Source organism: Luteococcus sediminum (assembly GCF_054783495.1).
The window spans coordinates 208194-231891 of sequence record NZ_BAAGQL010000004.1; the positions used below are offsets into that span (position 1 = coordinate 208194).

Consider the following 23698-nt stretch of genomic DNA (forward strand, 5'->3'; position numbering starts at 1 on the left):
CCATGAGCACGAGAACCAGCCAGGCTCCCCTCTCCGATGCCGGCTCGCACCTGCTGGAGGTGCGTGACCTCCACGTGGACTTCCACACCCGCGGCGGCATCGCCCATGCCATCAATGGCGTCGACTTCCACCTCGACGAGGGCGAGACCCTCGCGATCCTCGGCGAGTCCGGCTCGGGCAAGTCAGTGACGGCCCAGGCGATCATGGGAATCCTCGACTCCCCGCCGGCGCGGATCCCGTCCGGCCAGGTGCTCTACCGGGGCACCGACCTGCTCACCCTGCCGCAGAAGAAGCGGCAGAAGGTGCGCGGGGCCGAGATCGCGATGATCTTCCAGGACGCCCTCAGCTCGCTGAATCCGGTCTTCCCGGTGGGCTGGCAGATCGCCGAGATGTTCCGCATCCACCGCGGCCTCGGTCGCGGTGAGGCGAAGAAGCGCGCCATCGAGTTGATGGACCGGGTGCACATCCCCGCCGCCCGGGAGCGCGTCGACGCCTACCCGCACCAGTTCTCGGGCGGCATGCGCCAGCGCATCATGATTGCGATGGCCATCGCGCTCGACCCGAAGGTGCTGATCGCCGACGAGCCCACCACGGCGCTTGACGTCACCGTCCAGGCCCAGATCATGGACCTGCTCAAGGACCTGCAGCGCGACAGCGGCATGGGCCTGATCCTGATCACGCACGACCTCGGGGTGGTCGCCGACGTCGCGGACCGGATCAACGTGATGTACGCGGGTCGCATGGTGGAGCAGGCCGACGTGCACGACATCTACTCCCGGCCGGCGCACCCCTACACCCGGGGCCTGATCGACTCGATCCCCCGCCTCGACCAGAAGGGCCAGACCCTGCAGGCCATCGGCGGGCTGCCGCCCAACCTGCTGGCGATGCCCGACGGGTGCGCCTTCCATCCCCGCTGCCCCCGGGCCACGGAGGTCTGCCGGACCGGGGCTCCCCCGGCCCTGCTGCCGGTGCCCGATCAGGCCGCCACCCCTGGGCGCACCAGCGCCTGCCACCACGTACTGGAGGTCTTCCATGGCTGAGACGATCCCCGGCACCCCGATCCTCAGCGCCAGGGGCCTCAAGAAGCACTACCCGATCAAGGGCGGGGTGATCCGACGCACCGTGGGCCACGTCAAGGCGGTCGACGGCGTGGACCTGGACCTGTACCCGGGCGAGACGCTTGGCATCGTCGGCGAGTCCGGCTGCGGCAAGTCGACCCTGGGGCGGCTGCTGATGCGCCTGGAGGAGCCCACCGAGGGCACCCTGCACTTCCAGGGTGAGAGCGTGCACGACAAGTCGGGTGCTGCCATGCGGCGGCTGCGACGCGACGTGCAGATCGTCTTCCAGGACCCGTACACGTCGTTGAACCCCCGCATGACCGTCGGTGACATCGTGGCCGAGCCCTTTGCCATCCACCCCGACGTGCTGCCCAAGGCCAAGCGGCGGGCCCGCGTCCAGGAGCTGCTGGAGCTGGTGGGGCTCAACCCGGAGCACATCAACCGCTACCCGCACCAGTTCTCGGGCGGGCAGCGGCAGCGAATCGGGATTGCCCGCGGCATCGCCCTCAATCCGAAGGTGCTGGTCTGTGACGAGCCGGTCAGCGCGCTGGACGTCTCGGTGCAGGCCCAGGTGGTCAACCTGCTCGAACGGCTCCAGAATGAGCTGGGCCTGGCCTATGTCTTCATCGCGCACGACCTGGCCGTGGTGCGCCACATCTCCGACCGGGTGGGCGTCATGTATCTCGGCCGGATGGTCGAGGTGGGCGACGAGGAACAGATCTACGAACGCCCCACCCATCCCTACACGCAGGCCCTGCTGTCTGCGGTGCCGCTGCCCGATCCCCAGTTGCGCGGCCAACGCGACCAGATCGTGTTGACCGGTGACGTCCCGAGCCCCGCCAACCCGCCGTCGGGCTGCCGTTTCCACACCCGCTGCTGGAAGGCGACCGAGCTCTGCTCCCAGCAGGAGCCGTTGCTGGAGGCGCGTCCGGACGGTGTGGACACCCACGCCAGCGCCTGCCACCACGCCGAGGTGCGGCAGGTGCTGGCAGCCGACTGACGCTCGAACCACGGGTGGGGCGCATGGGGAAGAATGTCCCCATGCGCCCCGCCATCGTCCTGCGCCCCAGCCGGTCCCGCTGGGGTGCCATCGCCGTCTCCGTGCTCGCCGTCGCCCTGCTCGTGGTGGAGGGCATCACTGGCGGCGCCGGGCAGATGCTGCGCTCGGGTGCCTGGTTGGGGGTCGTGTCAATGGCCTGCTGGCTGTTGTGGGGACTGTCCAGCGTCCGGCTGTTCGCCGACCGGCTGGTCGTGGACAACCCACTGACCCGCACCACCCTGCCGTGGCCCCAGGTCACCGGCGCCCGTGCCGAATGGGGACTGGTGGTGGAGGCCGCGGGGCGTGAGGTGCGCGCCTGGGCGGTGCCCTCCAAGGCCGGCCACTCCATGGTCTCCACGTCCTTCGACGGACACACGACCGTGATGGGCGGCCTCTCCCTCGAGAACGCCCCCGAACTCGGATCCCGCTCGCCCGACAGCCCCGCCGTGCACCTGAGCCTCGGGGCTGGTGCCGCTGCAGAGCTGATCCGCCAGGAGCTGCCGCTGCGCTCCCCGCGCCAGGATGATGCGGGAGCCAGCGTGCAGCGCACCCTGCACTGGGGACGCCTCGGTGTGCTGGTCGCGCTGGCCGTCCTGTGCGCCGTCACGACCCTGTGACCGCCGCGCCGCAGACCGCACGAGGCCCCGCCTGATGCCAGGCGGGGCCTCGTGCGCGTGGAGCCTGTCAGCTCACTTGGTGTAGCCGATGTCCTCGGCGTCGACCGTCTGGAAGGTGGCCGAGCCGTAGTTGGCGAGGTTCTTCGGGGTCGCGGTGTAGTCGATCCGGCGGTAGATCGGCAGCGTGTGCACCTCGTCCCAGATCAGCTTGTCGGCCTGGTTGCCCAGTTCCGCACGCTTGGTCTTGTCGGTCTCACGGGCGATCTGCGGGATCAGCTTCTCGATCTCGGGATTGATCAGCTGGGCGTAGTTCGAGCCCGAGGGCTCCTTCGAGCCCTCCACCTTCGCGCCGTAGATCTGGCGGACATTGGCCACCGGGTAGTTGGTGCCCTGCCAGGTGAAGGCGATCACGTCGAAGGAGCGTGCCTGCAGCACCTTCTGGTAGTCATCGGGCGCGGTGTTGACCATCTTGACCTCGATGCCGACCGCCGCGAGGTCCTTCTGCAGCAGCTTGCCCTCGTTCTCGCTGGTGGGGACACCGGTGAGCATCGTGTACTTGATGCTGAGCGGCTTGCCGTCCTTCTCGCGGATCGTCTTGCCCTCGGGGAGCTTCCAGCCCGCCTCCTCGAGCTGCTTCTTGGCGGCCTCGGGGTCGTAGGCGAAGTCCGCGGAGTTGTCCTTGTAACCCTCCTGGCCCGGCAGGTAGAAGTGGTTGCCGAGCATCAGCTCAGTGGGGTTGATCGGCAGGCCGACCAGGTCGGACTTGGCGATGGCCTCACGGTTGACGGCCTTGGCAATGGCCTGGCGCACGTTCAGGTCGGCCAGGGCACCGGCCTTGGAGTTGAAGGTGAAGTGGCGCCACTGACGGGAGCCGGCGGAGCGGATCTCGGCATCAGAACGCTTCTTGGCGGTGTTGACGGCCGTGGAGTTGATCATGGCGTCGACGACGTCGATCTCGTTGTTGGCGAAGGCATTGACATCGGCCGGGGTTTCCAGCTGGCGGAAGCTCACCTTGTCGAGCAGGGCCTTGTCGCCCCACCACTTGTCATTGCGCTTGAGGTGCAGCACCTTCTGCGAGGTGTCGATCTTGTCGAAGGTGAAGGGGCCGGTGTGCCACTCGGGCTTGAAGGTGCTCCAGCCCTTGTTGAAGACCTCGGGGTCGCTCATGCCCTCCTTGGGCCAGACATCGCTGAGCGCGCTCGACCAGTCCGGGTAGGCCGCCTTGAAGGTGACCACCACGTCGGTGGGCTTCTCGCCCTGGGTGACGCTGACGATCTCGTTGAAGCCGTCGGTGGAGCTGACGTCGAAGGCCTTGTTGGTGCCGTTGCAGGCCTTCCAGGTCGCCTCGTAGTCGGTCCAGTCGATGGTACGGCCGGAGTTCCACTTGGCCTTCGGGTTCAGGTGGAGGGTGACCACCTGGCCCTTGCCGTCCTTGGGCTCGGTGACCTCGTAGCTCTCGATGTAGTCCGGGTTCTCCTTGAAGGACGCATCCTCGGCGTAGATCCAGTTGCGCGGCATCGTGAACTGCATGATGCGGTCCTGGTCCACGGAGGTGCCGGTCACCACGTGGTAGTTCCAGTTGGTGGGCAGCTGGCTCACGGAGAAGCGGACCGAGCCACCCTCCTTGAGCTCGGAACGCGGCTTGATGTTCAGATCCGACAGCGTGGGGCCGGAGCCGTTGCCGGACTCAGTGCCGGAGCTGGACTTGGGGGCGCCGCAGGCCGAGAGGGCGAGGGCTCCCACGGCGAGGACGGCAACCGCCGATGCGGACTTGCGCACAGTGACCTCCGAGGGTTCATCGATGTCCAACCACGGTGGGGACATCCGGTTGCTCGAAAGCTATGCCAATTTCCAGTGGTCGGGAATGGCTGTCTCACCGCCGATACCACATCGTTATCTCACCGTGACGGGCGGGAGGTCTGTGCAAGGACGACGAGGGGCCGGTGCGGGATCACATCATGTGATCCCGCACCGGCCTTCGCTCACGTCCGGCTACGGGCTCCGGCGGCACTCAGAAGACCTGCAGGGCCTTCGGGAAGTGGCAGGCCACTTCCTGGTCTGCGCCCTGCACCAGCAGCGCCGGCCGCTCCTGGCTGCACCGGTTCTGGTTCGCGGCATCCAGCGTCTGGTAGCGCGGGCATCGGGTGTGGAAGGGGCAGCCCGCGGGCGGGTTGGCCGGGCTGGGCAGGTCCCCCTTCAGCACGATCCGGTCACGCTGGCGCTCCTTGGCCGGATCGGGCACCGGGATCGCCGACAGCAGGGCCGCGGTGTAGGGGTGCTGCGGGGCGTCGAAGACGTCGTCGACATCGCCGATCTCCACGATGTGCCCCAGGTACATCACCGCGACGCGGGTGGCGATGTGGCGCACCACCGACAGGTCGTGGGCGACGAACAGGTAGCTCAGGCCCAGCTCGGAGCGCAACTGCTCGAGCAGGTTCAGCACACCCGCCTGGATGGACACGTCCAGGGCGCTGACGGGCTCGTCGAGCACCAGCAGCTTGGGCTCCAGCGCCAGGGCGCGGGCGATGCAGATGCGTTGGCGCTGACCACCGGAGAAGTTGCGCGGGTAGCGGTTGGCGTGTGCCGGTTCCAGCCCCACCAGCGACATCAGCTCCCGCACCCGGGCCTGGATCTTGTCCTTCGGGTAGCCGTTGTACTTCAGCGGCTCGGCCAGGATGTCGAAGATCGGCATGCGCGGGTCGAGCGAGGCCATCGGGTCCTGGAAGACCACCTGCAGGTCCTCGCGAACCAGCTTGCGTCCGGCACCGTTGAGCTCGGCGACGTCCTTGCCCAGTACCACCACCTTGCCCTGCTCGGGCGCCTTGAGGCCCAGGATGCTCATGATGGTGGTGGTCTTGCCGCAGCCTGACTCCCCCACCAGCCCCAGGGTCTCACCGGCTCGGATGTCCAGATCGATGGCATCGACCGCGTGCACCGTGCCCACCTGGCGCTTGAAGACCGCACCCTTGGTCAACGGGAAGGTCTTGACCAGCCCTTCGACCCGCAGGACCTCCTCGCGTTCCTCGCGCGGGATCTCCAGCAGGGAGTGGGCCCGCTTCTTCGGAATTGGGTAGATTTCGGCATAGTGCAGGTCCTGCTCGGCGATCTCGTGGGTCCGCACGCAGGCCGCCAGGTGTGCCGGCTCGTCGGTGCTCGCCAAGGCCGGCTCCTGCACCCGGCAGCGCTCGGTCTCCATCGGGCAACGGGGCGCGAAGGGGCAGCCCTGCGGCAGGTTCAGCAGCGACGGCGGGTTCCCATCCACCGGGGTGAGCATCTCGTCGCGGCTCTGGTCCGGACGCGGAAGCGAACCCAGCAGGCCGATCGTGTACGGGTGGCGGGATCGGTAGAAGATCTCGTCCACCGTGCCGGCCTCGACGATCCGCCCGGCATACATCACGGCCACCTTGTCGGCCATGCCCGCCACGACGCCCAGGTCGTGGGTGATCATGACGACCGCGGCGCCCGTCTCGCGCTGGGCCACCTTCAGCAGGTCGATCACCTGGGCCTGGATGGTCACGTCGAGGGCAGTGGTGGGCTCGTCGGCGATGATCAGGTCAGGATTGTTGGCGATCGCCATGGCGATGACCACGCGCTGGCGCATGCCGCCGGAGAACTCGTGCGGGAAGGCCTTGGCGCGCACCTCCGGATTGGGGATGCCGACCATGCCGAGCAGCTCCAGCGCCCTGGCGTGGGCGTCGGCGTCCGACATCTTGTTGTGGATCTGCAGTGCCTCGACGATCTGGTCCCCGATCGTGTAGACGGGGGTCAGCGCCGACAGCGGGTCCTGGAAGACCATCGCCACCTTGCGGCCGCGGATGTTGCTCATCCAGTTGTCGTCACGGCCGACCAGCTCGGTGCCGTGCAGCTGGACCGAACCGTCGATGCGGGCGTTCTCGTCGAGCAGGCCCATGACCGCCATGGAGGTCACGGACTTGCCGGAACCGGACTCACCGACGATGCCGAGCACCTCGCCGCTGTTGACCGACAGGTTGACCCCGCGCACGGCATGCACGATGCCGTCCTCGGAGGGGAAGCGGACGTTCAGGTCGCTGACCTTGAGGACCGGGACCCCAGCCTGGGCGGTGGGCAGGTCGTGCCCTCCCACCTGGGTGGCCGAGGGATTCGTGGTGGGTGCGGGGTGGCTCATGCCTTGCCTCCGGACTTCGAGGACGGATCGATGGCGTCGCGCAGGGCGTCACCGATGAAGTTGACCGACACCAGGGTGAGCACCAGCAGGGCTGCGGGCGCCAGGAAGACCCACGGGAAGGTGGTGGCCGTCTGGTTGCCCTCGGCCAGCAGGGTGCCGAGCGAGGTGTCGGGGGGCTGGACGCCGAAGCCGAAGTAGCTGAGCGCCGTCTCGCTGATGATCGCGTAGGCCACCGCGAGGGTGCCATCGATGATCAGGTAGGAGGAGATGTTCGGGATGACGTGCTTGGTGATGATCACCCAGGAGGGGACGTTCATGAACCTGGCCGCGTTGACATAGTCCAGGTTCACCACACTCAGCGTCATCGCGCGCACCACACGGGCGCTCAGCATCCAGCTGAAGGCCACCAGCATCAGGATGAAGACCCAGGTCGCACCCTGGCGGCCGCCGAGGGTCTGGCTCAGGATGGCAATCAGCAGGAAGGAGGGGATCACCAGCATCAGGTCGATGATCCACAGGATGGTCTTCTCCACACGCTTGCCGAAGTAGGCGGCCGAGGCCCCCACGAGCGAGGCGATGATCACCTGCAGGATGGCGACGCTGAAGCCGATCATCAGTGACTTGCGCAGGCCCTCCATGCTCATCGCGAAGACATCGCGTCCGCCCTGGGTGGTGCCGAACCAGTGCAGGTTCGACGGAGGTGACAGGAACCAGTCGCTGTCGACGTCGTCGTACTTCCACTGGCCGATGTGGGGCCCGACCAGGGCCAGGAGCAGGATGAAGCCCAGCCCGATGACGCCGAGCTTGGCACTCAACGGGCGCCAGAAGCGCTTCATGATGAGTCGGCCGCGCGACATCTGCTTCTCGCCCTTGTCGAGCACCGGCTGCTCGTCGTCGGGCTTGCGCATCTCGTGCTTCTCGACATCGCCCAGCAGCTGGGCCGTCTTGGCGGTGGCATCCACCTCGGACTTGGGGCCGACTTCCGGTTCCATGTTCGTCATGTCGGAGCTCCTAGTTCGTGCGCACGCGCGGGTCGATGGCGGCGATGAGGATGTCGGACAGCACGGCGCCGGTGAGCACGCACACGCCCGAGAAGGCAGCCACGGCAACCGAACCGTTGATGTCCTGGGCGCCGATGGCCTCCACCGAGTAGGCACCCATGCCGTGCCAGCCGTAGATCTTCTCCGTCATGGCCGCGCCGGTGAAGACCAGGGCGACGCTGAAGGCCAGCTGCGTGGCCATCGGAATGATGGCATTGCGCAAGGCGTGACGGCGGATGGCCTTGCCCTTGCGCAGGCCCTTGGCTCGAGCGGTACGCACATAGTCGGCACCCAGCGTGTCCAGCATCAGGTTGCGCTGGTAGCGGGAGTAGCTGGCCATCTGCATCAGGGAGAGCGAGAGCGTCGGCAGCAGCAGGTGCTGCAGGCGGTCGAGCAGGCGCGGGAAGAAGCCGGGAGCGGACTGGCCGGTCTCGCCGATGAACTCGAAGACCGGGTAGCCCGCGGCCGTGTTGATCCAGGTGGCGATCATCTGCAGCGTCACGGCCAGCACGACGGTGGGCGTGGAGATCAGCAGCAGGGCCAGCAGCGAGAAGCCGCGGTCGGCGAAGGAGTACTGGCGCACCGCAGTCCAGGCGCCCAGGCTGACGCCGACCACCATGCCCAGCAGGGTGCCGATGCTCACCAGGCGCACCGAGACCCACACCTTCGTGGACATCAGTTCGTTGACCGCCTCACCCTTGGGCGTGTAGCCCCAGTTCCAGTGGCCGAAGACCTCCTTCAGCCAGCGGCTGTAGCGCAGCAGCGGCGAGGTGTCCGGGTTGATGTTGTAACTCGTGAGCGTGGCGTTGACCGCATCACGGTTCAGGTCGGGATTCGACCAGTCGAAGGCATTGCGTGGGTCCATCGTGACCGACGCCATCAGGTAGGCCAACGAGACTGCGATGAACAGCAGCACCGCGTAGTTGGCAAGACGCCGAAGCAGGAAGCGGAGCACGGACGTCCTTTCTGTGAGGTGCACGTGGCCCACCGGCATGGACCCTCGTCGCGTCGGCAACATTGCCTCCCGCTTCGAGCACCAGTCAAGGAATTGGGGCAACGGTGACCCAGTTGTGACCGAAGAATGACCTTTGCCGCAGGAGCCCCTCACAAGGATTGATCCCGTGGAACCTTCACGTCCCACCACTGCCCCACCGGCATGAGCTGCGCAACCGGGCATGCAGAACGGGGCAGCACCCGAAGGTGCTGCCCCGCTGCGTCAGACGGCGAGGGTCACAGCTCGGTGACCGAACCGCCCGCCTTCTCGATCTTCTCCTTGGCCGAGCCGGTGAACGCGTCAGCGCTCACCTGGACGGCAACCTGCAGGTCGCCGCTGCCCAGGACCTTGACCAGACGGCCGCTGCGGACAGCGCCCTTGGCCACGAGGTCGGCCACCGTGACGGCTCCACCCTCGGGGAAGAGCTCGCCGATGGTGCCGACGTTGACGACCTGGTACTCGGTGCGGAAGGGGTTCTTGAAGCCCTTGACCTTCGGCAGACGCATGTGCATCGGCATCTGGCCACCCTCGAAGGACTCGGGCACGTTCTTGCGTGCACCGGTGCCCTTGGTACCGCGGCCAGCGGTCTTGCCCTTCGAGCCCTCACCGCGGCCAACACGGGTCTTGGCGGTCTTCGCGCCGGGGGCAGGACGCAGGTGATGAACCTTCAACGCCATGTCACTCCACCTCTTCCACGGCCACGAGGTGCTGAACGGACTTGACCATGCCACGAATCTCGGGGCGGTCTTCCTTCACCACAACGTCGCCGATCCTCTTGAGACCCAGCGTGCGCAGGGTCTCCTTGTGGTTCTGCTTGCTGCCGATGCCAGACTTCAGCTGGGTCACCTTGAGACGAGCCATCAGTTGGACGCCCCTTCCTTGCGGGCCTTGAGCAGGGCGGCGGGGGCCACGTCCTCGACGGACATGCCGCGACGCTTCGCGATCTGCTCGGGCTCCTCCAGGCTCTGCAGTGCCTCGACCGTGGCGTGGACCACATTGATGGCATTGGGCGAGCCCAGGGACTTGGCCAGGATGTCGTGCACGCCAGCGCACTCCAGCACGGCGCGGACCGAGCCACCGGCGATGACACCGGTACCGGGCGAAGCCGGACGCAGCATCACGACACCGGCAGCCTTCTCGCCCTGCACGGAGTGCGGGATCGTGCGCTGGACCAGCGGCACCTTGAAGAAGTGCTTCTTGGCCTCCTCGACACCCTTGGCGATCGCCGCGGGCACCTCCTTGGCCTTGCCGTAGCCGACGCCCACGGTGCCCTCGCCGTCGCCCACCACAACCAGTGCGGTGAAGCTGAAGCGACGGCCACCCTGGACCACCTTGGCGACACGGTTGATCGCAACCACGCGCTCCAGGTACTCGGACTTGACCTCCTGCTGGCGGTTGTTGCCTCGACGGTCCTCACGACCCCGACGCTCGCCGCCTCCTGCACCGCCACCGCGGCGCTGAGTTTCACTCATCGTCTTTTGCCTTTCAGTCGTGATCAGAACCCGAGGCCAGCCTCGCGCGCGGCGTCAGCCAGCGCAGCGATGCGGCCGTGGTACTTGTTGCCGGCGCGGTCGAAGACCACCTGGTCGATGCCTGCAGCCTTGGAACGCTCGGCGATCAGCTCGCCGACCTTCTTGGCCTTGGCCGACTTGTCGCCCTCCGCACCGCGGACGGCAGCCTCCATGCTGGAGGCCTGGGCCAGCGTGTGGCCCTTCACGTCGTCGATCACCTGCACGCCGATGTGGCGCGCAGAACGGGTGACGACCAGGCGCGGACGCTCGGCCGAACCTGCGATCTTCTTGCGGCCACGAGCCTGGCGACGCAGACGCGACGCAGTCTTCGGAGCCAGTCCCTTGCGGACTGCCAGAGAGATAGCCATGGTCACTTACCAGCCTTTCCGACCTTGCGGCGAACCTGCTCGCCGGCGTAACGCACGCCCTTGCCCTTGTACGGCTCGGGCTTGCGGAGCTTGCGGATGTTGGCCGCGACCTCGCCGACCACCTGCTTGTCGATGCCCTGCACGCTGAAGGCGGTGGGCTTCTCGACGGCAAAGGTGATGCCCTCGGGGGCATCGACGATGACGGGGTGCGAGAAGCCGAGCGCGAACTCCAGCTGCTTGGGACCCTTGGAGATGACGCGGTAGCCGACGCCAACGATCTCGAGCTTCTTCTCGTAGCCCTCGGTGACACCGATGACCATGTTGTTCACCAGGGTGCGGGTCAGGCCGTGCAGCGAGCGGCTCTCACGCTCGTCATTGGGGCGAGCGACCTCCAGGAGGCCCTCGTCATTCTTCGTGATCTTGATCGGCTCGGGGACGACGTGGCTCAGGGTTCCCTTGGGACCCTTCACCTCGACGTTCTGGCCATCCAGCTTCACCTCGACACCGGACGGGACGGTGATCGGGAGCTTGCCAATACGTGACATCAAATTCTCCTTATCAGTCTCGCCGGGTCACCAGACGTAGGCGAGGACTTCGCCGCCCACGGACTTGGCATGTGCTTCGCCGTCGGTCAGCAGACCCTGCGAGGTGGAGATGATGGCGATGCCCATCCCACCCAGAACCTTGGGCAACGCAGTCGACTTGGCGTAGACGCGCAGGCCGGGCTTGCTGATGCGACGGAGCCCAGCGATGGCGCGCTTGCGGTCCTCGCTGAACTTCAGGGTGATCTTGAGGGTCTTGCCGACCTCGCCCTCACCGGGCTCGACGACCTCGAAGTCACTGATGTAACCCTGGGCCTTGAGGATCTCGGCGATACCCACCTTGATCTTCGAGCTCGGCATCGAGGTCTCGTCGTGGAATGCCTGGTTGGCATTGCGCAGACGCGTGAGCATGTCTGCGATCGGATCAGTCATTGTCATGGCTGTTTGCACTTCTTTCTCGCGACGGTTTCATGCCCGGGTACACCCAGACATGACCTTTCGCGCTTTGTCCCGACCGGCGGCCGGGAAGATCTGGTGCGCACTGTGCCTCGGCGAGGCCATGCGCGGTGTGCGCCGACGGTGGGTCGAAACCCACCGTCGGCGCCGGGTTCAGCGGTTCAGCGTCACCAGGATGACTTGGTCACGCCGGGCAGCTGGCCGGCGTGGGCCATCTCGCGCAGGCACACGCGGCACAGACCGAACTTGCGGTAGACCGACTTCGGTCGACCGCACTTCTGGCAGCGGGTGTAGGCGCGGACGCCGAACTTGGGGGTACGAGCCTGCTTGACCTTCAGGGCTGTCTTGGCCATGGTTCAGCGCCTCACTTCTTCTTCTTGTAGTACGCCGGACCGCGACGCACCTTCTTGGCCTTGGGGTCGTCGACCTCCTTGAAGGGGAAGCCGAGGTGCTTGAGCAGCGCCTTGCCCTGCTCATTGTTCGAGGCGGTCGTCACGAAGGTGATGTCCATGCCACGAACGCGGTCGATCTTGTCCTGGTCGATCTCCAGGAACATGACCTGCTCGTTGAGGCCGAAGGTGTAGTTGCCCAGACCGTCGAACTGGTTGCCGTTGAGGCCGCGGAAGTCGCGGATTCGCGGCAGGGCCAGCGTCAGCAGACGGTCGGCGAACTCCCACATCCGGTCGCCACGCAGCGTGACGTGGCAGCCGATGGGCTGGCCCTCACGCAGCTTGAACTGGGCGATCGACTTGCGGGCCTTGGTCACCTGCGGCTTCTGGCCGGTGATGGCGGTCAGGTCGCGGATGGCGCCGTCCATGACCTTGGAGTCATTGGCGGCGTCGCCGACACCCATGTTCACCACGATCTTGGTGAGGCCGGGAATCAGCATCGGGTTGGCGAAGCCGAACTCGTCCTGCAGCGCGGGGCGGATCTCCTCGCGGTACTTCTGCTTCAGGCGAGGCAGCTCACGGGTGGTGGTGGTCTCGGTGCTCATCAGATCTCCTCCCCCGTCTTGCGAGCGATGCGGACGCTGCGGGTGGTCGTGTACTCCGAGCCGTCGGGACGACGCTTGGAGACCTCGACGCGCTTGTAGCCGACGCGGGTCACCTGGGCGTCCTTGCCGGTACCGATGACCAGCTGGACGTTGGAGACGTGGATGGGGGCCTCGGACGCGATGATGCCGCCCTTGGTCTGCTGGCCGGCCGCATTGGCCTGGTCGCGCAGGTGACGCTTGGCGATGTTGACGCCCTCGACGGTCACGCGCTCGCGTTCGACATCGACGGCGATGACCTCGCCGATGGTGCCCTTGTCCTTGCCAGCGATGACCTTGACGCGGTCACCCTTCTTGACGTGGAGCGACTTCATGTCAGATCACCTCCGGGGCGAGCGAGACGATGCGCATGTACTTCTTGTCGCGCAGCTCACGGGCAACCGGGCCGAAGATGCGGGTGCCGCGGGGCTCCCCGTCGTTCTTCAGGATCACGGCCGCGTTCTCGTCGAACTTGATGTAGGAACCGTCGACGCGACGGGCTTCCTTGACGGTGCGAACGATGACGGCCTTGACGACGTCACCCTTCTTCACGTTGCCGCCGGGGATGGCATCCTTGACGGTGCACACGATGGTGTCGCCGAGACCGGCGTAGCGGCGCTTCGAGCCACCGAGAACACGGATGCACAAGAGTTCCTTGGCACCAGTGTTGTCGGCGACCTTGAGCCGCGACTCCTGCTGGATCATTGATTCTCCTTCGCTTCACCGGTTCCCGTGAGGGCCTGATGAAGCTTGATCTGGTCCCCCTGGATTTTGCCAGGAGGGGTGGACAACCCCGGGCCGAAGCCCGCAGGCAATGGGCCCCAGGCCCTGGGCCGAGAGATCGAGGACCCGAATCCCCGAGGGAAATTTGGGCACGACAGTCTCCAAGCCAACTTCTCAAGTCTAAACCAGACGGGACTTGAGCACCAATCGAGGGTGGTGCGCTCCCCCATCCGCCGACATGACGAGGGGCCCGTCCTGGTGGACGGGCCCCTCGTCAGCGTGTTGCAGAGGCAACATCGATCACTTGGCGCGTTCGATGACCTCGATCAGGCGCCAACGCTTGGTGGCGGAGGTGGGACGGGTCTCCATGATGCGGACCCGGTCACCGGTGCCGGCGTCGTTGGTCTCGTCGTGGGCCTTGAGGCGCACGGTCTTGGTCATGACCTTGCCGTAGAGGGGGTGCTTCACGCGGTCCTCGACGGACACGACGATCGTCTTGTCCATCTTGTCCGACACGACCAGACCCTCGCGAACCTTGCGGCTCGAGGTACGGCCCTCGGTCTCGACAGTGGTGTTCTCGCTCATGTCAGGCCTTCTTCTCAGGGTCGTCGACGATGCCCAGGTTGCGCTCCTGGAGCACGGTGTAGATGCGGGCGATGTCCTTGCGAACCTCACGCAGACGTCCATGGGACTCCAGCTGGCCGGTGGCGGCCTGGAAGCGCAGCGTGAACAGCTCTTCCTTCAGCTCGAGGACCTTGGCATTCAGGTCGTCACGGCTGAGGCCGCGCAGTTCGGCGGCGGTGGCAGTGGTCTTTGCCATCAGATTTCACCTGCTTCGCGCTTGATGAAGCGAGCCTTGAAGGGCAGCTTGTGGATCGCCAGGCGCATGGCCTCGCGAGCGGTCTCCTCATCAACACCGGAGAGCTCGAAGAGCACACGGCCGGGCTTGATGTTGGCGACCCAGAACTCGGGCGAACCCTTGCCGGAGCCCATTCGGGACTCGGCAGGGTGCTTGGTCAGCGGGCGGTCGGGGTAGACGTTGATCCACACCTTGCCACCACGCTTGATGTGACGGGTCATGGCGATACGAGCAGCCTCGATCTGACGGTTGGTCAGGTAGGAGCTCTCCAGGGCCTGGATGCCGTACTCACCGAAGGCGAGCTTGGTGCCACCCTTGGCCATGCCGTCACGCTTGGGGTGGTGCTGCTTGCGGTACTTCACACGACGAGGAATCAGCATGCTCAGGCTCCTGCGTTCTCGGCCGCCGGTGCCTGGCTCTGCTGGGCCTCGGCGGGATTGTCATTGCGCGCCTGGTCGGCACGACGGCGTCCACCGCGCTCCGGACGGTCGCCACGGCCACGGCCACGGCCGGGACGCTGGCGGCCACCGGGGGCGGCGGCGCGGGCGGCCTTCTGGGCAGCGCGCTCGGCGCGGGTGCCGGTGACGTCGCCCTTGTAGATCCAGACCTTCACGCCGATGCGGCCGTAGGTGGTCCGGGCCTCGTAGAAGCCGTAGTCGATGTCGGCACGCAGGGTGTGCAGAGGCACACGGCCTTCGCGGTAGCCCTCGGAGCGGCTCATCTCGGCTCCGCCCAGACGGCCGGAGCACTTGATGCGGATGCCCTGGGCACCCGAACGCATCGCAGTCTGCTGAGCCTTGCGCATCGCGCGGCGGAAGGCCACGCGGGCGCCGAGCTGCTCGGCCACACCCTGGGCAACCAGCTGGGCATCGATCTCGGGGTTCTTGACCTCGAGGATGTTCAGCTGGATCTGCTTGCCGGTGAGCTTCTCCAGTGCACCGCGGATGCGCTCCGCCTCGGCGCCATTGCGGCCGATGACGATGCCCGGACGAGCGGCGTACAGGAAGATGGTCACGCGCTCGGAACGACGCTCGATCTCGATCGAGGAGATGCCGGCACGCTCGAGGTTCTTGAGCAGGTACTGGCGGATCTTGACGTCTTCACCAACGAAGGCCGCGTACTGCTTCTCGGCGTACCAGCGGGTCTTGTGGTCGGTGGTGATGCCGAGGCGGAAGCCATGCGGGTTGATCTTCTGGCCCATGCTCAGGCTCCCTTCTTGCTCTCAGTGGCGGTCTTGTTGGTCTTGGGCTCGACAACCACGGTGATGTGGCTGGCGCGCTTGAGGATGCGGCTCGCGGAGCCCTTCGCGCGGGGACGGATGCGACGCATGGTCACGCCCTCGTCGACGAAGATCTGCGAGACGAACAGGTCGTCGGCACGCAGGTTCTCGGTGTTCTCCGCGTTGGCGACGGCCGAGGCCAGCACCTTGTAGACGGGATCGGATGCGGCCTGCGGGGCGAACTTCAGCGTGACCAGGGCATCGTTGACGCCCATTCCACGCACGAGGTCGACGACGCGACGCACCTTCATCGGGCTCATCCGGACGTGACGCGCGATGGCGTACGAGCCAGGACGATCCCCGAGCAGGGCAGCGCGACGGCTGGGCCGGCTTTCGTTGTTGCTCATTGCTTGATCTGTTCCTTGTCTCGCCCGCTCAGCGGCGGCGCGCCTTCTTGTCGTCCTTCACGTGACCCTTGAAGGTACGCGTGGGAGCGAACTCGCCCAGCTTGTGGCCGATCATGGCCTCGGTCACGAAGACCGGGACATGCTTGCGGCCGTCGTGCACGGCGATGGTGTGACCCAGCATGTCGGGCACGATCATGGATCGGCGCGACCAGGTCTTGATGACGTTCTTGGTTCCCTTTTCGTTCTGGGCATCGACCTTCTTGGCCAGGTGCTCGTCGACGAAGGGACCCTTCTTCAAACTACGAGGCATGTTTTCTCAGGCTCCCAATCAGCGCTTCTTGCCGGACTTGCGGCGACGGATGATGAGGCGGCTGCTCGCCTTGTTCTTGTCGCGGGTGCGACCCTCAGGCTTGCCCCAGGGCGACACCGGGTGACGACCACCCGAGGTACGGCCCTCGCCACCACCGTGCGGGTGGTCGATCGGGTTCATGACCACACCACGCACGGTCGGGCGGACGCCCTTCCAGCGGCTGCGGCCAGCCTTGCCCCAGTTGATGTTGGACTGCTCGGCATTGCCGACGGCTCCAACGGTGGCGCGGCAGCGCACGTCCACCATGCGCATCTCGCCCGAAGGCATGCGCAGCGTGGCGTGCTTGCCCTCGCGAGCGACCAGCTGGATCGACGCGCCGGCGCTACGGCCGAGCTTCGCGCCGCCACCGGGACGCATCTCCACGGCGTGCACGGTGGTGCCGACCGGGATGTTCTTGAGGGCCAGGTTGTTGCCGGGCTTGATGTCGGCACCTTCACCGGCGCTGACCGTCGCACCCTGGGCCAGGCCCTGGGGAGCGATGATGTAGCGCTTCTCACCATCGGCGTAGTGCAGCAGCGCGATGCGGGCGGTGCGGTTGGGGTCGTACTCGATGTGAGCGACCCTGGCCGGCACGCCGTCCTTGTCGTAGCGCTTGAAGTCGATGATGCGGTAGGCCTGCTTGTGGCCACCACCGATGTGACGGGTGGTGATACGGCCAGAGTTGTTGCGGCCACCGGTCTTCGACTTGGGGGCCAGCAGCGACTTCTCCGGCGTGGAACGAGTCAGTTCGACGAAGTCGGCCACGCTCGAGCCGCGACGGCCCGGCGTAGTCGGCTTGTACTTACGGATACCCATGAGGTCTCAGTTTCCTTGTCTCAGCGTCCGTCCGGTCAGGCGACCGGACCTCCAAAGATGTCGATGCGCTGGCCTTCGGCCACGGACACGATCGCGCGCTTGGTGTCAGGACGCTTGCCCATGCCGAAGCGGGTGCGGCGCGTCTTGCCGGGGCGGTTGATGGTGTTCACACCGGTGACCTTGACGTTGAAGATGGCCTCGACGGCGATCTTGATCTCGGTCTTGTTCGCGTGCGGGGCGACGAGGAAGGTGTACTTGTTCTCGTCGAGCAGCCCATAGCTCTTCTCGCTCACGACCGGCGCGAGCAGGATGTCGCGGTGGTCGCGGATCTTCACAGATTCGGTCACTTCTGGGTCTCCTCTGCAGCGGCCTCGGACTCGGTGGCCACGGCCTTGACGCTCTTGCCCTTGGCGGGACCAGCGGTGTAGGTGTCCAGGGCGGCCTTGGTGAAGACCACGCCGTCGTTGACCAGGACGTCATAGGCGTTGAGCTGGTCAACGGCGATGACATGCACGGTGGCGACATTGCGCAGGCTCATCCAGGTGACCTCGTCGGTGCGATCGAGGACCACCAGCAGCTTGCTGACGTCACCGACGGCCGAGAGGGTCTTGAGGGCAGCCTTGGTGTTGGGGGTCTCACTGGACACGATCTGGTCCAGGACGAAGACCTTGCCGTCACGAGCGCGATCGGACAGGGCACCCTTGATCGCGGCGGCGATCATCTTCTTGGGGGTGCGCTGGCTGTAGCCGTGGGGCTGGGGACCGTGAACGGTGCCACCGCCGACCCAGATGGGCGAACGACGCGAGCCGTGACGGGCACGACCGGTGCCCTTCTGGCGCCAGGGCTTGATGCCACCGCCGCGGACCTGGCCGCGGGTCTTGGTGGCGTGCGTGCCCTGGCGGGCCGCGGCCTGCTGGGCCACGACGACCTGGTGGATCAGCGGGATGTTGGTCTGCACGTCGAAGATCTCCGCGGGGAGATCGACGGTGCCGGCCTTGTTGCCGTCGACGCCGAGGACGTCGACCTTCAGCGACTCGCTCATGCGACATCACCCTTCTTGGCAGCGCTGCGAACGACGACCAGCGAACCCTTGTTGCCCGGGATCGCGCCGCGGACCAGGATGAGGCCGCGCTCGGCGTCGACAGCGTGGATGGTCAGGTTCTGGACGGTGACCTTGTCGACACCCATGCGACCGGCCATGCGCATTCCCTTGAAGACGCGACCGGGGGTCGAGCAGCCACCGATGGAGCCCGGCGAGCGGTGCTTGCGGTGCACACCGTGGGTGGCGCGCAGACCCTTGAAGCCGTGGCGCTTCATGACACCGGCGGTGCCCTTGCCCTTGCTCACGCCGGTGACGTCGACGACGTCGGCGGAGGCGAAGGTCTCGGCGGTGATCTCCTGGCCCAGGGTGTACTCCGAGGCATCGGAGGTGCGCAGCTCGACGAGGTGCTTGCGCGGGTTCACGCCAGCCTTCTCGAAGTGGCCGCCCACGGGCTTGGTGACCTTCTTGGTCTTGATGGCGCCAAAGCCGAGCTGGACGGCGTTGTAGCCGTCGACCTCGGGGGTGCGCACCTGGGTGACGACACAGGGGCCGGCCTGGATCACGGTCACGGGGACGACGCGGTTGTTCTCGTCCCACAGCTGGGTCATGCCGAGCTTGGTGCCCAGCAGACCCTTCACCTTGCGTTCGGTTGCAGTCATGTTCTCAGACCTCACGGGAGCTTGATCTCGATGTCCACACCGGCCGGCAGGTCGAGTCGCATCAGCGAGTCGACCGTCTTCGGGGTGGGATCGAGGATGTCGATGAGCCGCTTGTGGGTGCGCATCTCGAAGTGCTCGCGGCTGTCCTTGTCCTTGTGGGGCGAACGGATCACACAGAACACGTTCTTCTCGGTCGGAAGCGGCACCGGGCCGGCAACCTTGGCACCCGTACGGGTCACCGTGTCGACGATCTTGCGCGCCGACGAGTCGATGACCTCATGGTCATAGGCACGGAGCCTGATGCGGATCTTTTGTCCCGCCACAGTTGTTCCTTCTACTCGTCCAAGCTTGGTCCGGAGGATTCCGGCTTTCGCGTCGGAGGACCCGGATGGGTCCTCCCCTCTGCTCGATGGGAGGTCTTGACCTTCGGGAAGTGGCCTCCACGGCCATGCATTTCCCTCGATCCCCGACCCCCGCGGTCGGGCGTGTCGCAACTGTGTGGCACCTACAAACGCTCTTTTCCGTTGTTGGTGCCCACTTCAGTTCCGATCACACGGCGACTGCCCAGGATCAGGACGCACCTCATGTGACGCGCCATCTCCATCGGAGCAACTTGACGATTCTGGCATGTCCACACCATCGAACACAAATTGGCCACCAAGTCCCTTCCGCCCCTGCCCTGGGAGTGGCAGGCTTGGCGGCCAGCCCCCAGAGACGACGGGCAAGGAGCCGACATGGACGTCGAAGTTGCGGAGGTCAGGGACTTCCTCGCCGAACACCACCCCTTTGGGGACCTCCCGCCCGAGCTGCTCTCCCAGCTCTCGGGCAGGCTCCAGGTGCGCTACCACCGCCGCGGCACTCCCCTGCTGCAGGTGGGGGTGGCCAACAACCACCTCTACATCCTGCGCTCCGGTGCCGTGGACGTGCGCGATGCCGACGGCGAGCTGGTCGAGCGCTGCGAGCCCGGGGCCAGCTTCGGGAGTTCGTCGCTGTCCTCACAGGGGCCCTCGCGCTTCGACATCACCACCATCGAGGACAGCCTCGTGCTGGTGATGGACGCCCCGGTCTTCCGGCACCTGGTGGACCATGTCGACAGCTTCCGCGACTTCTTCGACCAACAGTCGGCCCGTCGTTTGAGCCGGGCGGTGGAGAGCCAGTCGACCGACGGCGAGGGTGCGACGAGCTGGCTGCGCCTGCGCGTCGAGCAGGTGGGCACCCCCGATCCCGTCAGCATCGATGCGGAGGCCAACATCCGCTCGGCCGCGCAGCTGATGACCGAACGGCGCATCTCCGCGCTGCTGGTGACCCAAGGAGGCCAGATGGCGGGCATCCTCACCGACCGGGACATCCGCTCCAAGGTGGTCGCCTCCGGGCTCGACACCAGTGCTCCGGTCTCGCAGGTGATGACCCGCTCCCCCGTCCAGGTGGAGCCCGGCACGACCGCCGTCGATGCCCTGGTGACCATGACGGCCCACGGCATCCACCACCTGCCGGTGGTCGACGGAAGCCGGGCCGTGCGCATGGTGACCGCGGGCGACCTGGTGCGACTGCAACAGACCAACCCCGTCTTCCTGGTCACCAGGATCATGAAGCAGGACGACGTGGAGGGGCTCTCGCGCACCAGTGTCCGCAGCCAGCAGCTCGCCGGTCAGTTGCTCGACCAGGGCGCCTCCGCCGAGGATGTCCACCGTCTGCTCACCTCGGTCGCCGATGCCGTCACCCGACGACTGGTGGACCTGGGCCGGGCGCGCCTGGGTCCGGAGCCGGGGCCGTGGGCGTGGCTGGCGCTGGGATCCCAAGGGCGGCGCGAGATCAGCGTCCACTCCGACCAGGACACGGCGATCGTCGTGGCCGATGGGGTCCTGGACCTGCCCGGGGCCCGGGACTGGTTCGATCAGATGGCCACCTGGGTCACGCAGGGCCTCGAACGGTGCGGACAGCCACTGTGTCCCGGTGACGTGATGGCCACCAACCCCCGGTGGAGGCTGGACCAGGAGGGATGGCTGCGCCAGTTCGAGCAGTGGACCGGCCAGCCCGATCCGGACAATGTCCTCAACAGCCAGATCTCCTTCGATGCCCGCACCGTGGTCGGGCCTGCGGAACTGTTCGAGACGGTACGGCGCCGCGCCCTGTCAGAGGCCTCCCAGTCCCCCCGCTTCCTCGGGCACCTGGCCGCCCAGGCGGTGGGGCGCCGCCCCCCGACGGGCTTCTTCCGGGGCCTGGTGCTGGCGGCGCGTGGCGAGCGCGACCACTTCGACGTCAAGGCCGAGGGTCTTCATGCCATCATCGAGACCGCGCGCGTCCATGCCCTGTCGCGCCGGGTCGAGGCAGTTGGCACTCTGGAGCGACTCGAGGCCTGCCAGCGGATGGGGATGGACAGCCTGCAGGAGCTGGCCGATGCCTTCCGCTTCCTCAGCCACGTCCGCCTGGTGCACCAGGCACGCCAGGTGGAGGCCGGCCATCCGACGGACAACATCGTCACCGTCGAGGAGCTGAGCCCCTCGGAGCGTCGCCACCTCAAGGACGTCTTCTCCGCCGTACAGGATGCCCAGCAGGCCCTCGAGTACGGCCACCAGACCCACCTGATGCGCTGAGGAGCCTGGCATGGGACTGTTCCGCCGCTCACCCGCCCGGCCGCCAGCAGGGCCGCTGGCCGAGTTCGCCGCCCACGCGCCGGACCCGCCCCAGCAGACCGCGGCCACGCTCCGGTTGCTGGCCGTCGACATCGAGACCACCGGCCTGGACCCGGCGAAGGACCACCTGCTCAGCATCGGCTTCGTCCCCGTCGACGGGGACAGCATCATCCTTGGAGGCGCCGGACAGGTCTTGGTGCGCCCGGAGGTGGCGGTTGGCCAAAGCGCGACCTTCCACCACCTGACCGATGACCAGCTGGCCGACGGCCGCTCCCTGGAGGTGGCCCTGACGCTGTTGCTGCGGGCCCTGCAGGGCCGCGTGATGCTGGCCCACCACGCCGGTATCGAGAGCGGCTTCCTGGCTGCAGCCTGCCGGCGCACCTGGGGCGCCGCCCCTGAGTTCGTGAGCGTCGACACCCTGCAACTGCAGTACCGGCTGTTGTGCCAAGGCTTCGACGACGAGCCGGCCCAGGGGGCCCTGCGGCTGCACGCTGCGCGCGACCAGTTCGGCCTGCCCCGCTACCGGGCCCACGACGCCCTCACCGACGCGCTGGCCTGCGCCGAGCTCTACCTCGCCCAGGTCGCCCAGCTGGGGTGGCAGACACCGCTCAAGAAACTACGCTGAGGGGGCGCTGCCACCCGACTGCTCAGAGGCTCTCGCGAAAGGCCCTGAGCCTGGCCAGTGAGGAGTCACGGCCCAGCAGCTCCATGGACTCGAACAGCGGCGGCGAGACATTCGAGCCGGTGATCCCGACGCGCACCGGGGCGAAGGCGAACTTGGGCTTGATGCCCATCTCGTCGACCAGCCGGGCGCGCAGGACGGCCTGGATGGCGTCGGACTCGAAGGCCTCCAGGCCCTCCAGGGCGGCGATGGACGCGTCCAGCACCTCGGCGGCGTCCTCACGGAGCTTGCCGATGACCTCGACCGGAGCCTTGATGTCGCGGTCCTCGGCGAAGAGGAAGGCGAGCTTCGCACGGGCCTCCGAGAGCAGCACCAGCCGCTCCTGGATCAGCGGCGTGGCACCCACGAGCAGGCGACGGCCGGCCTCGTCGAGCGCGGGCAGCTCCTGCTCGGCCCAGAACTGCTCGATGCGCCCAGCCAGCTCCTCGGCGTCCATCCTGCGGATCCACGCACCGTTGAGCCAGTTCAGTTTGTCGAGGTCGAAGATCGGGCCGGACGCGTTGACCTTGTGCCAGTCGAAGGCGGCCACGAACTCGTCGAAGGTCTGCACCTCGACGTCCTTGACGCCCTCCGCCGCCTCATGGACCGGCGGGTAGCCCAGCAGCATCAGGAAGTTCAGCAGGGCCTCGGGCAGGTAGCCCTGCTCCCGGAACCAGGTCAGGCGCGCAGCAGGGTTCTTGCGCTTGCTGATCTTGGACTTGTCCGTGTTGCGCAGCAGGGGCATGTGGGCGAAGCGCGGAGCCTCGAGACCGAGCCACTTGTACAGCAGCAGGTGCTTCGGGGTGGAGCTGATCCACTCCTGCCCACGCACCACGTGGGTGATGCCCATCAGGTGGTCGTCGACCACCACGGCAAGGTGGTAGGTGGGGAAGCCGTCGGTCTTGAGGATGACCTGGTCGTCGGGGCGAGGCGCCCTGGTCGGTCCGGCCACCAGGTCGTCGAAGGTGAGTTCCACGTCGTCGGGCACCAGCATGCGCACCACCGGGGTCTCCTGGTAGCCGGGCAGCTTGGCCCGCTCCTCCTGGGTCAGGCCCAGGCACAGGCGGTCATAGCCGATCACCTCGCGCTTCTCGGCCTGCTGCTGCTCGCGCATCTGCTTGAGACGCTCGGGGCTGCACCAGCACTGGTAGGCGTGGCCGTCGGCGATCAGCTGGTCGACAAAGGGCTTGTAGGTCTCCAGGCGCTCCGACTGACGGTAGGGGCCGCGCTCGCCTCCCTGCTGCGGGCCCTCGTCGGGGGCCAGGCCGAGCCAGGCCAGCGTCTGGTAGATCTGCTCCTCGGAGCCCTCCACCAGACGCGCCTGGTCGGTGTCCTCGATGCGCAGCACGAAGGAGCCCCCGGTGCGCACGGCCCAGGTCTTGTCGAACAGGGCCATGTAGGCGGTGCCGACGTGGGGATCCCCGGTCGGTGAGGGCGCCACGCGCAGACGGGCGGGCTTCTCGGCAGGATTCTGGGGGGCGGCGGTGCCGCTGGAGCGCAGTTCAGACATGATGCCCCGAGCCTATCG

At 66.8% G+C, this 23698-nt stretch carries 31 protein-coding genes; 5 read left to right on the top strand and 26 right to left on the bottom strand.

Going from position 1 to position 23698, the window contains the following annotated elements; all coding sequences use genetic code 11:
* The first annotated feature begins 2 nt into the window (after nt 1-2).
* The 3 genes from ACYVKA_RS02250 to ACYVKA_RS02260 are packed head-to-tail and all read left to right on the top strand — an operon-like array spanning nt 3 to nt 2714.
* Entirely contained in the window at nt 3-1040 is a 1038-nt protein-coding gene (locus ACYVKA_RS02250; protein ID WP_460702648.1) for an ABC transporter ATP-binding protein, read from the top strand.
* Nucleotides 1033-2058, top strand: a complete 1026-nt coding sequence (locus tag ACYVKA_RS02255) for an ABC transporter ATP-binding protein (RefSeq protein WP_460702650.1) — start codon at nt 1033-1035, stop codon at nt 2056-2058. Before ACYVKA_RS02250 ends, ACYVKA_RS02255 begins: the two co-directional genes overlap by 8 nt.
* A gap of 41 nt (nt 2059-2099) precedes the next feature.
* Nucleotides 2100-2714 (top strand): hypothetical protein, encoded by a 615-nt coding sequence (locus ACYVKA_RS02260; protein WP_460702652.1) that lies wholly within the window; start codon nt 2100-2102, stop codon nt 2712-2714.
* A gap of 72 nt (nt 2715-2786) precedes the next feature.
* Here the strand turns inward: ACYVKA_RS02260 and ACYVKA_RS02265 are convergent, their stop codons facing one another.
* The 25 genes from ACYVKA_RS02265 to rpsJ form a co-directional block, all read right to left on the bottom strand.
* Complete coding sequence (locus ACYVKA_RS02265) at nt 2787-4493, bottom strand: ABC transporter family substrate-binding protein (RefSeq protein WP_460702654.1); 1707 nt, start codon at nt 4491-4493, stop codon at nt 2787-2789.
* 232 nt (nt 4494-4725) lie between these two features.
* A complete protein-coding gene (locus tag ACYVKA_RS02270) occupies nt 4726-6861 on the bottom strand; it encodes an ABC transporter ATP-binding protein (protein WP_460702656.1) in 2136 nt (711 codons plus the stop codon).
* A complete protein-coding gene (locus ACYVKA_RS02275; protein ID WP_394277698.1) occupies nt 6858-7862 on the bottom strand; it encodes an ABC transporter permease in 1005 nt (334 codons plus the stop codon). The genes ACYVKA_RS02270 and ACYVKA_RS02275 overlap by 4 nt, the downstream gene beginning before the upstream one ends.
* A 10-nt stretch (nt 7863-7872) precedes the next feature.
* On the bottom strand, nt 7873-8856 hold the full coding sequence (locus ACYVKA_RS02280) for an ABC transporter permease (protein WP_394277697.1): 984 nt from the start codon (nt 8854-8856) through the stop codon (nt 7873-7875).
* Nucleotides 8857-9131: 275 nt separating this feature from the next.
* Complete coding sequence (rplO, locus tag ACYVKA_RS02285; protein WP_394277696.1) at nt 9132-9572, bottom strand: 50S ribosomal protein L15; 441 nt, start codon at nt 9570-9572, stop codon at nt 9132-9134.
* A 1-nt stretch (nt 9573) separates the two neighbouring features.
* Nucleotides 9574-9756, bottom strand: a complete 183-nt coding sequence (gene rpmD / locus ACYVKA_RS02290) for a 50S ribosomal protein L30 (protein ID WP_394277695.1) — start codon at nt 9754-9756, stop codon at nt 9574-9576.
* Nucleotides 9756-10367: a 30S ribosomal protein S5 gene (rpsE, locus tag ACYVKA_RS02295; protein ID WP_460702658.1), complete on the bottom strand. Its 612-nt coding sequence runs from the start codon at nt 10365-10367 to the stop codon at nt 9756-9758. Before rpsE ends, rpmD begins: the two co-directional genes overlap by 1 nt.
* Nucleotides 10368-10390: 23 nt before the next feature.
* Nucleotides 10391-10774, bottom strand: coding sequence for a 50S ribosomal protein L18 (gene rplR, locus ACYVKA_RS02300; protein WP_460702660.1), 384 nt, complete (start codon nt 10772-10774; stop codon nt 10391-10393).
* Nucleotides 10775-10776: 2 nt separating this feature from the next.
* The gene (gene rplF, locus ACYVKA_RS02305) at nt 10777-11319 is read right to left on the bottom strand and encodes a 50S ribosomal protein L6 (protein ID WP_394277692.1); all 543 of its coding nucleotides are present in this window, start codon (nt 11317-11319) and stop codon (nt 10777-10779) included.
* Nucleotides 11320-11346: 27 nt separating this feature from the next.
* Complete coding sequence (gene rpsH, locus ACYVKA_RS02310) at nt 11347-11754, bottom strand: 30S ribosomal protein S8 (protein ID WP_394277691.1); 408 nt, start codon at nt 11752-11754, stop codon at nt 11347-11349.
* Between the two features lie 185 nt (nt 11755-11939).
* Entirely contained in the window at nt 11940-12125 is a 186-nt protein-coding gene (locus ACYVKA_RS02315; protein WP_394277690.1) for a type Z 30S ribosomal protein S14, read from the bottom strand.
* 11 nt (nt 12126-12136) lie between these two features.
* On the bottom strand, nt 12137-12766 hold the full coding sequence (rplE, locus tag ACYVKA_RS02320) for a 50S ribosomal protein L5 (protein ID WP_394277689.1): 630 nt from the start codon (nt 12764-12766) through the stop codon (nt 12137-12139).
* On the bottom strand, nt 12766-13137 hold the full coding sequence (rplX, locus tag ACYVKA_RS02325; RefSeq protein WP_394277688.1) for a 50S ribosomal protein L24: 372 nt from the start codon (nt 13135-13137) through the stop codon (nt 12766-12768). Before rplX ends, rplE begins: the two co-directional genes overlap by 1 nt.
* Before the next feature lies 1 nt (nt 13138).
* Nucleotides 13139-13507 carry a 50S ribosomal protein L14 gene (gene rplN / locus ACYVKA_RS02330; RefSeq protein WP_394277687.1) on the bottom strand — a complete coding sequence of 123 codons (369 nt, stop codon included), beginning with the start codon at nt 13505-13507 and terminating at the stop codon, nt 13139-13141.
* A gap of 318 nt (nt 13508-13825) precedes the next feature.
* Nucleotides 13826-14110, bottom strand: a complete 285-nt coding sequence (gene rpsQ / locus ACYVKA_RS02335) for a 30S ribosomal protein S17 (RefSeq protein ID WP_394277686.1) — start codon at nt 14108-14110, stop codon at nt 13826-13828.
* A gap of 1 nt (nt 14111) precedes the next feature.
* Entirely contained in the window at nt 14112-14345 is a 234-nt protein-coding gene (rpmC, locus tag ACYVKA_RS02340) for a 50S ribosomal protein L29 (RefSeq protein WP_394277685.1), read from the bottom strand.
* Nucleotides 14345-14764 (bottom strand): 50S ribosomal protein L16, encoded by a 420-nt coding sequence (gene rplP, locus ACYVKA_RS02345; protein ID WP_394277684.1) that lies wholly within the window; start codon nt 14762-14764, stop codon nt 14345-14347. Before rplP ends, rpmC begins: the two co-directional genes overlap by 1 nt.
* 2 nt (nt 14765-14766) lie before the next feature.
* Nucleotides 14767-15585, bottom strand: coding sequence for a 30S ribosomal protein S3 (gene rpsC, locus ACYVKA_RS02350; protein ID WP_394277683.1), 819 nt, complete (start codon nt 15583-15585; stop codon nt 14767-14769).
* A gap of 2 nt (nt 15586-15587) precedes the next feature.
* On the bottom strand, nt 15588-16010 hold the full coding sequence (gene rplV / locus ACYVKA_RS02355; protein WP_460702662.1) for a 50S ribosomal protein L22: 423 nt from the start codon (nt 16008-16010) through the stop codon (nt 15588-15590).
* Nucleotides 16011-16038: 28 nt separating this feature from the next.
* Complete coding sequence (gene rpsS / locus ACYVKA_RS02360; RefSeq protein ID WP_460702664.1) at nt 16039-16320, bottom strand: 30S ribosomal protein S19; 282 nt, start codon at nt 16318-16320, stop codon at nt 16039-16041.
* A gap of 18 nt (nt 16321-16338) precedes the next feature.
* Entirely contained in the window at nt 16339-17175 is an 837-nt protein-coding gene (gene rplB, locus ACYVKA_RS02365; RefSeq protein ID WP_394277680.1) for a 50S ribosomal protein L2, read from the bottom strand.
* Nucleotides 17176-17210: 35 nt separating this feature from the next.
* Nucleotides 17211-17522, bottom strand: coding sequence for a 50S ribosomal protein L23 (rplW, locus tag ACYVKA_RS02370; RefSeq protein ID WP_394277679.1), 312 nt, complete (start codon nt 17520-17522; stop codon nt 17211-17213).
* On the bottom strand, nt 17519-18217 hold the full coding sequence (rplD, locus tag ACYVKA_RS02375) for a 50S ribosomal protein L4 (RefSeq protein WP_394277678.1): 699 nt from the start codon (nt 18215-18217) through the stop codon (nt 17519-17521). The genes rplW and rplD overlap by 4 nt, the downstream gene beginning before the upstream one ends.
* Complete coding sequence (gene rplC / locus ACYVKA_RS02380; RefSeq protein ID WP_394277677.1) at nt 18214-18876, bottom strand: 50S ribosomal protein L3; 663 nt, start codon at nt 18874-18876, stop codon at nt 18214-18216. Before rplC ends, rplD begins: the two co-directional genes overlap by 4 nt.
* 11 nt (nt 18877-18887) lie before the next feature.
* Nucleotides 18888-19199 carry a 30S ribosomal protein S10 gene (gene rpsJ, locus ACYVKA_RS02385; RefSeq protein WP_130866077.1) on the bottom strand — a complete coding sequence of 104 codons (312 nt, stop codon included), beginning with the start codon at nt 19197-19199 and terminating at the stop codon, nt 18888-18890.
* A 411-nt stretch (nt 19200-19610) separates the two neighbouring features.
* On the opposite strand from rpsJ, the gene ACYVKA_RS02390 reads away from it, so the two are divergent.
* Together ACYVKA_RS02390 and ACYVKA_RS02395 are read left to right on the top strand one after the other, a co-directional pair.
* Entirely contained in the window at nt 19611-21470 is a 1860-nt protein-coding gene (locus ACYVKA_RS02390) for a DUF294 nucleotidyltransferase-like domain-containing protein (protein WP_460702666.1), read from the top strand.
* A 10-nt stretch (nt 21471-21480) separates the two neighbouring features.
* The gene (locus tag ACYVKA_RS02395) at nt 21481-22134 is read left to right on the top strand and encodes a 3'-5' exonuclease (RefSeq protein ID WP_394274828.1); all 654 of its coding nucleotides are present in this window, start codon (nt 21481-21483) and stop codon (nt 22132-22134) included.
* Nucleotides 22135-22156: 22 nt separating this feature from the next.
* On the opposite strand, the gene gltX is transcribed toward ACYVKA_RS02395, so the two are convergent.
* Nucleotides 22157-23566: a glutamate--tRNA ligase gene (gene gltX / locus ACYVKA_RS02400; RefSeq protein ID WP_460702724.1), complete on the bottom strand. Its 1410-nt coding sequence runs from the start codon at nt 23564-23566 to the stop codon at nt 22157-22159.
* Nucleotides 23567-23698 lie beyond the last annotated feature (132 nt).

Excerpts from the sequence above, each read along its gene's own strand:
- rpsE (WP_460702658.1), bottom strand. The coding sequence starts at position 10,367 with ATGAGTGAAACTCAGCGCCGCGGTGGCGGTGCAGGAGGCGGCGAGCGT.
- ACYVKA_RS02395 (WP_394274828.1), top strand. The coding sequence starts at position 21,481 with ATGGGACTGTTCCGCCGCTCACCCGCCCGGCCGCCAGCAGGGCCGCTG.
- ACYVKA_RS02250 (WP_460702648.1), top strand. The coding sequence starts at position 3 with ATGAGCACGAGAACCAGCCAGGCTCCCCTCTCCGATGCCGGCTCGCAC.
- rplB (WP_394277680.1), bottom strand. The coding sequence starts at position 17,175 with ATGGGTATCCGTAAGTACAAGCCGACTACGCCGGGCCGTCGCGGCTCG.
- rplN (WP_394277687.1), bottom strand. The coding sequence starts at position 13,507 with ATGATCCAGCAGGAGTCGCGGCTCAAGGTCGCCGACAACACTGGTGCC.
- rplF (WP_394277692.1), bottom strand. The coding sequence starts at position 11,319 with ATGTCACGTATTGGCAAGCTCCCGATCACCGTCCCGTCCGGTGTCGAG.
- rplV (WP_460702662.1), bottom strand. The coding sequence starts at position 16,010 with ATGAGCAACAACGAAAGCCGGCCCAGCCGTCGCGCTGCCCTGCTCGGG.
- ACYVKA_RS02260 (WP_460702652.1), top strand. The coding sequence starts at position 2,100 with ATGCGCCCCGCCATCGTCCTGCGCCCCAGCCGGTCCCGCTGGGGTGCC.
- rplX (WP_394277688.1), bottom strand. The coding sequence starts at position 13,137 with ATGAAGTCGCTCCACGTCAAGAAGGGTGACCGCGTCAAGGTCATCGCT.
- rplO (WP_394277696.1), bottom strand. The coding sequence starts at position 9,572 with ATGGCGTTGAAGGTTCATCACCTGCGTCCTGCCCCCGGCGCGAAGACC.
- rplC (WP_394277677.1), bottom strand. The coding sequence starts at position 18,876 with ATGACTGCAACCGAACGCAAGGTGAAGGGTCTGCTGGGCACCAAGCTC.
- rpsH (WP_394277691.1), bottom strand. The coding sequence starts at position 11,754 with ATGACAATGACTGATCCGATCGCAGACATGCTCACGCGTCTGCGCAAT.
- rpmC (WP_394277685.1), bottom strand. The coding sequence starts at position 14,345 with ATGGCAAAGACCACTGCCACCGCCGCCGAACTGCGCGGCCTCAGCCGT.
- ACYVKA_RS02390 (WP_460702666.1), top strand. The coding sequence starts at position 19,611 with ATGGACGTCGAAGTTGCGGAGGTCAGGGACTTCCTCGCCGAACACCAC.
- rpmD (WP_394277695.1), bottom strand. The coding sequence starts at position 9,756 with ATGGCTCGTCTCAAGGTGACCCAGCTGAAGTCTGGCATCGGCAGCAAG.
- ACYVKA_RS02255 (WP_460702650.1), top strand. The coding sequence starts at position 1,033 with ATGGCTGAGACGATCCCCGGCACCCCGATCCTCAGCGCCAGGGGCCTC.
- rpsC (WP_394277683.1), bottom strand. The coding sequence starts at position 15,585 with ATGGGCCAGAAGATCAACCCGCATGGCTTCCGCCTCGGCATCACCACC.
- rplE (WP_394277689.1), bottom strand. The coding sequence starts at position 12,766 with ATGAGCACCGAGACCACCACCACCCGTGAGCTGCCTCGCCTGAAGCAG.
- ACYVKA_RS02275 (WP_394277698.1), bottom strand. The coding sequence starts at position 7,862 with ATGACGAACATGGAACCGGAAGTCGGCCCCAAGTCCGAGGTGGATGCC.
- rpsS (WP_460702664.1), bottom strand. The coding sequence starts at position 16,320 with ATGCCTCGTAGTTTGAAGAAGGGTCCCTTCGTCGACGAGCACCTGGCC.
- gltX (WP_460702724.1), bottom strand. The coding sequence starts at position 23,566 with ATGGCCCTGTTCGACAAGACCTGGGCCGTGCGCACCGGGGGCTCCTTC.
- rpsQ (WP_394277686.1), bottom strand. The coding sequence starts at position 14,110 with ATGAGCGAGAACACCACTGTCGAGACCGAGGGCCGTACCTCGAGCCGC.
- rplR (WP_460702660.1), bottom strand. The coding sequence starts at position 10,774 with ATGGCTATCTCTCTGGCAGTCCGCAAGGGACTGGCTCCGAAGACTGCG.
- rplD (WP_394277678.1), bottom strand. The coding sequence starts at position 18,217 with ATGAGCGAGTCGCTGAAGGTCGACGTCCTCGGCGTCGACGGCAACAAG.
- rplP (WP_394277684.1), bottom strand. The coding sequence starts at position 14,764 with ATGCTGATTCCTCGTCGTGTGAAGTACCGCAAGCAGCACCACCCCAAG.
- ACYVKA_RS02315 (WP_394277690.1), bottom strand. The coding sequence starts at position 12,125 with ATGGCCAAGACAGCCCTGAAGGTCAAGCAGGCTCGTACCCCCAAGTTC.
- ACYVKA_RS02270 (WP_460702656.1), bottom strand. The coding sequence starts at position 6,861 with ATGAGCCACCCCGCACCCACCACGAATCCCTCGGCCACCCAGGTGGGA.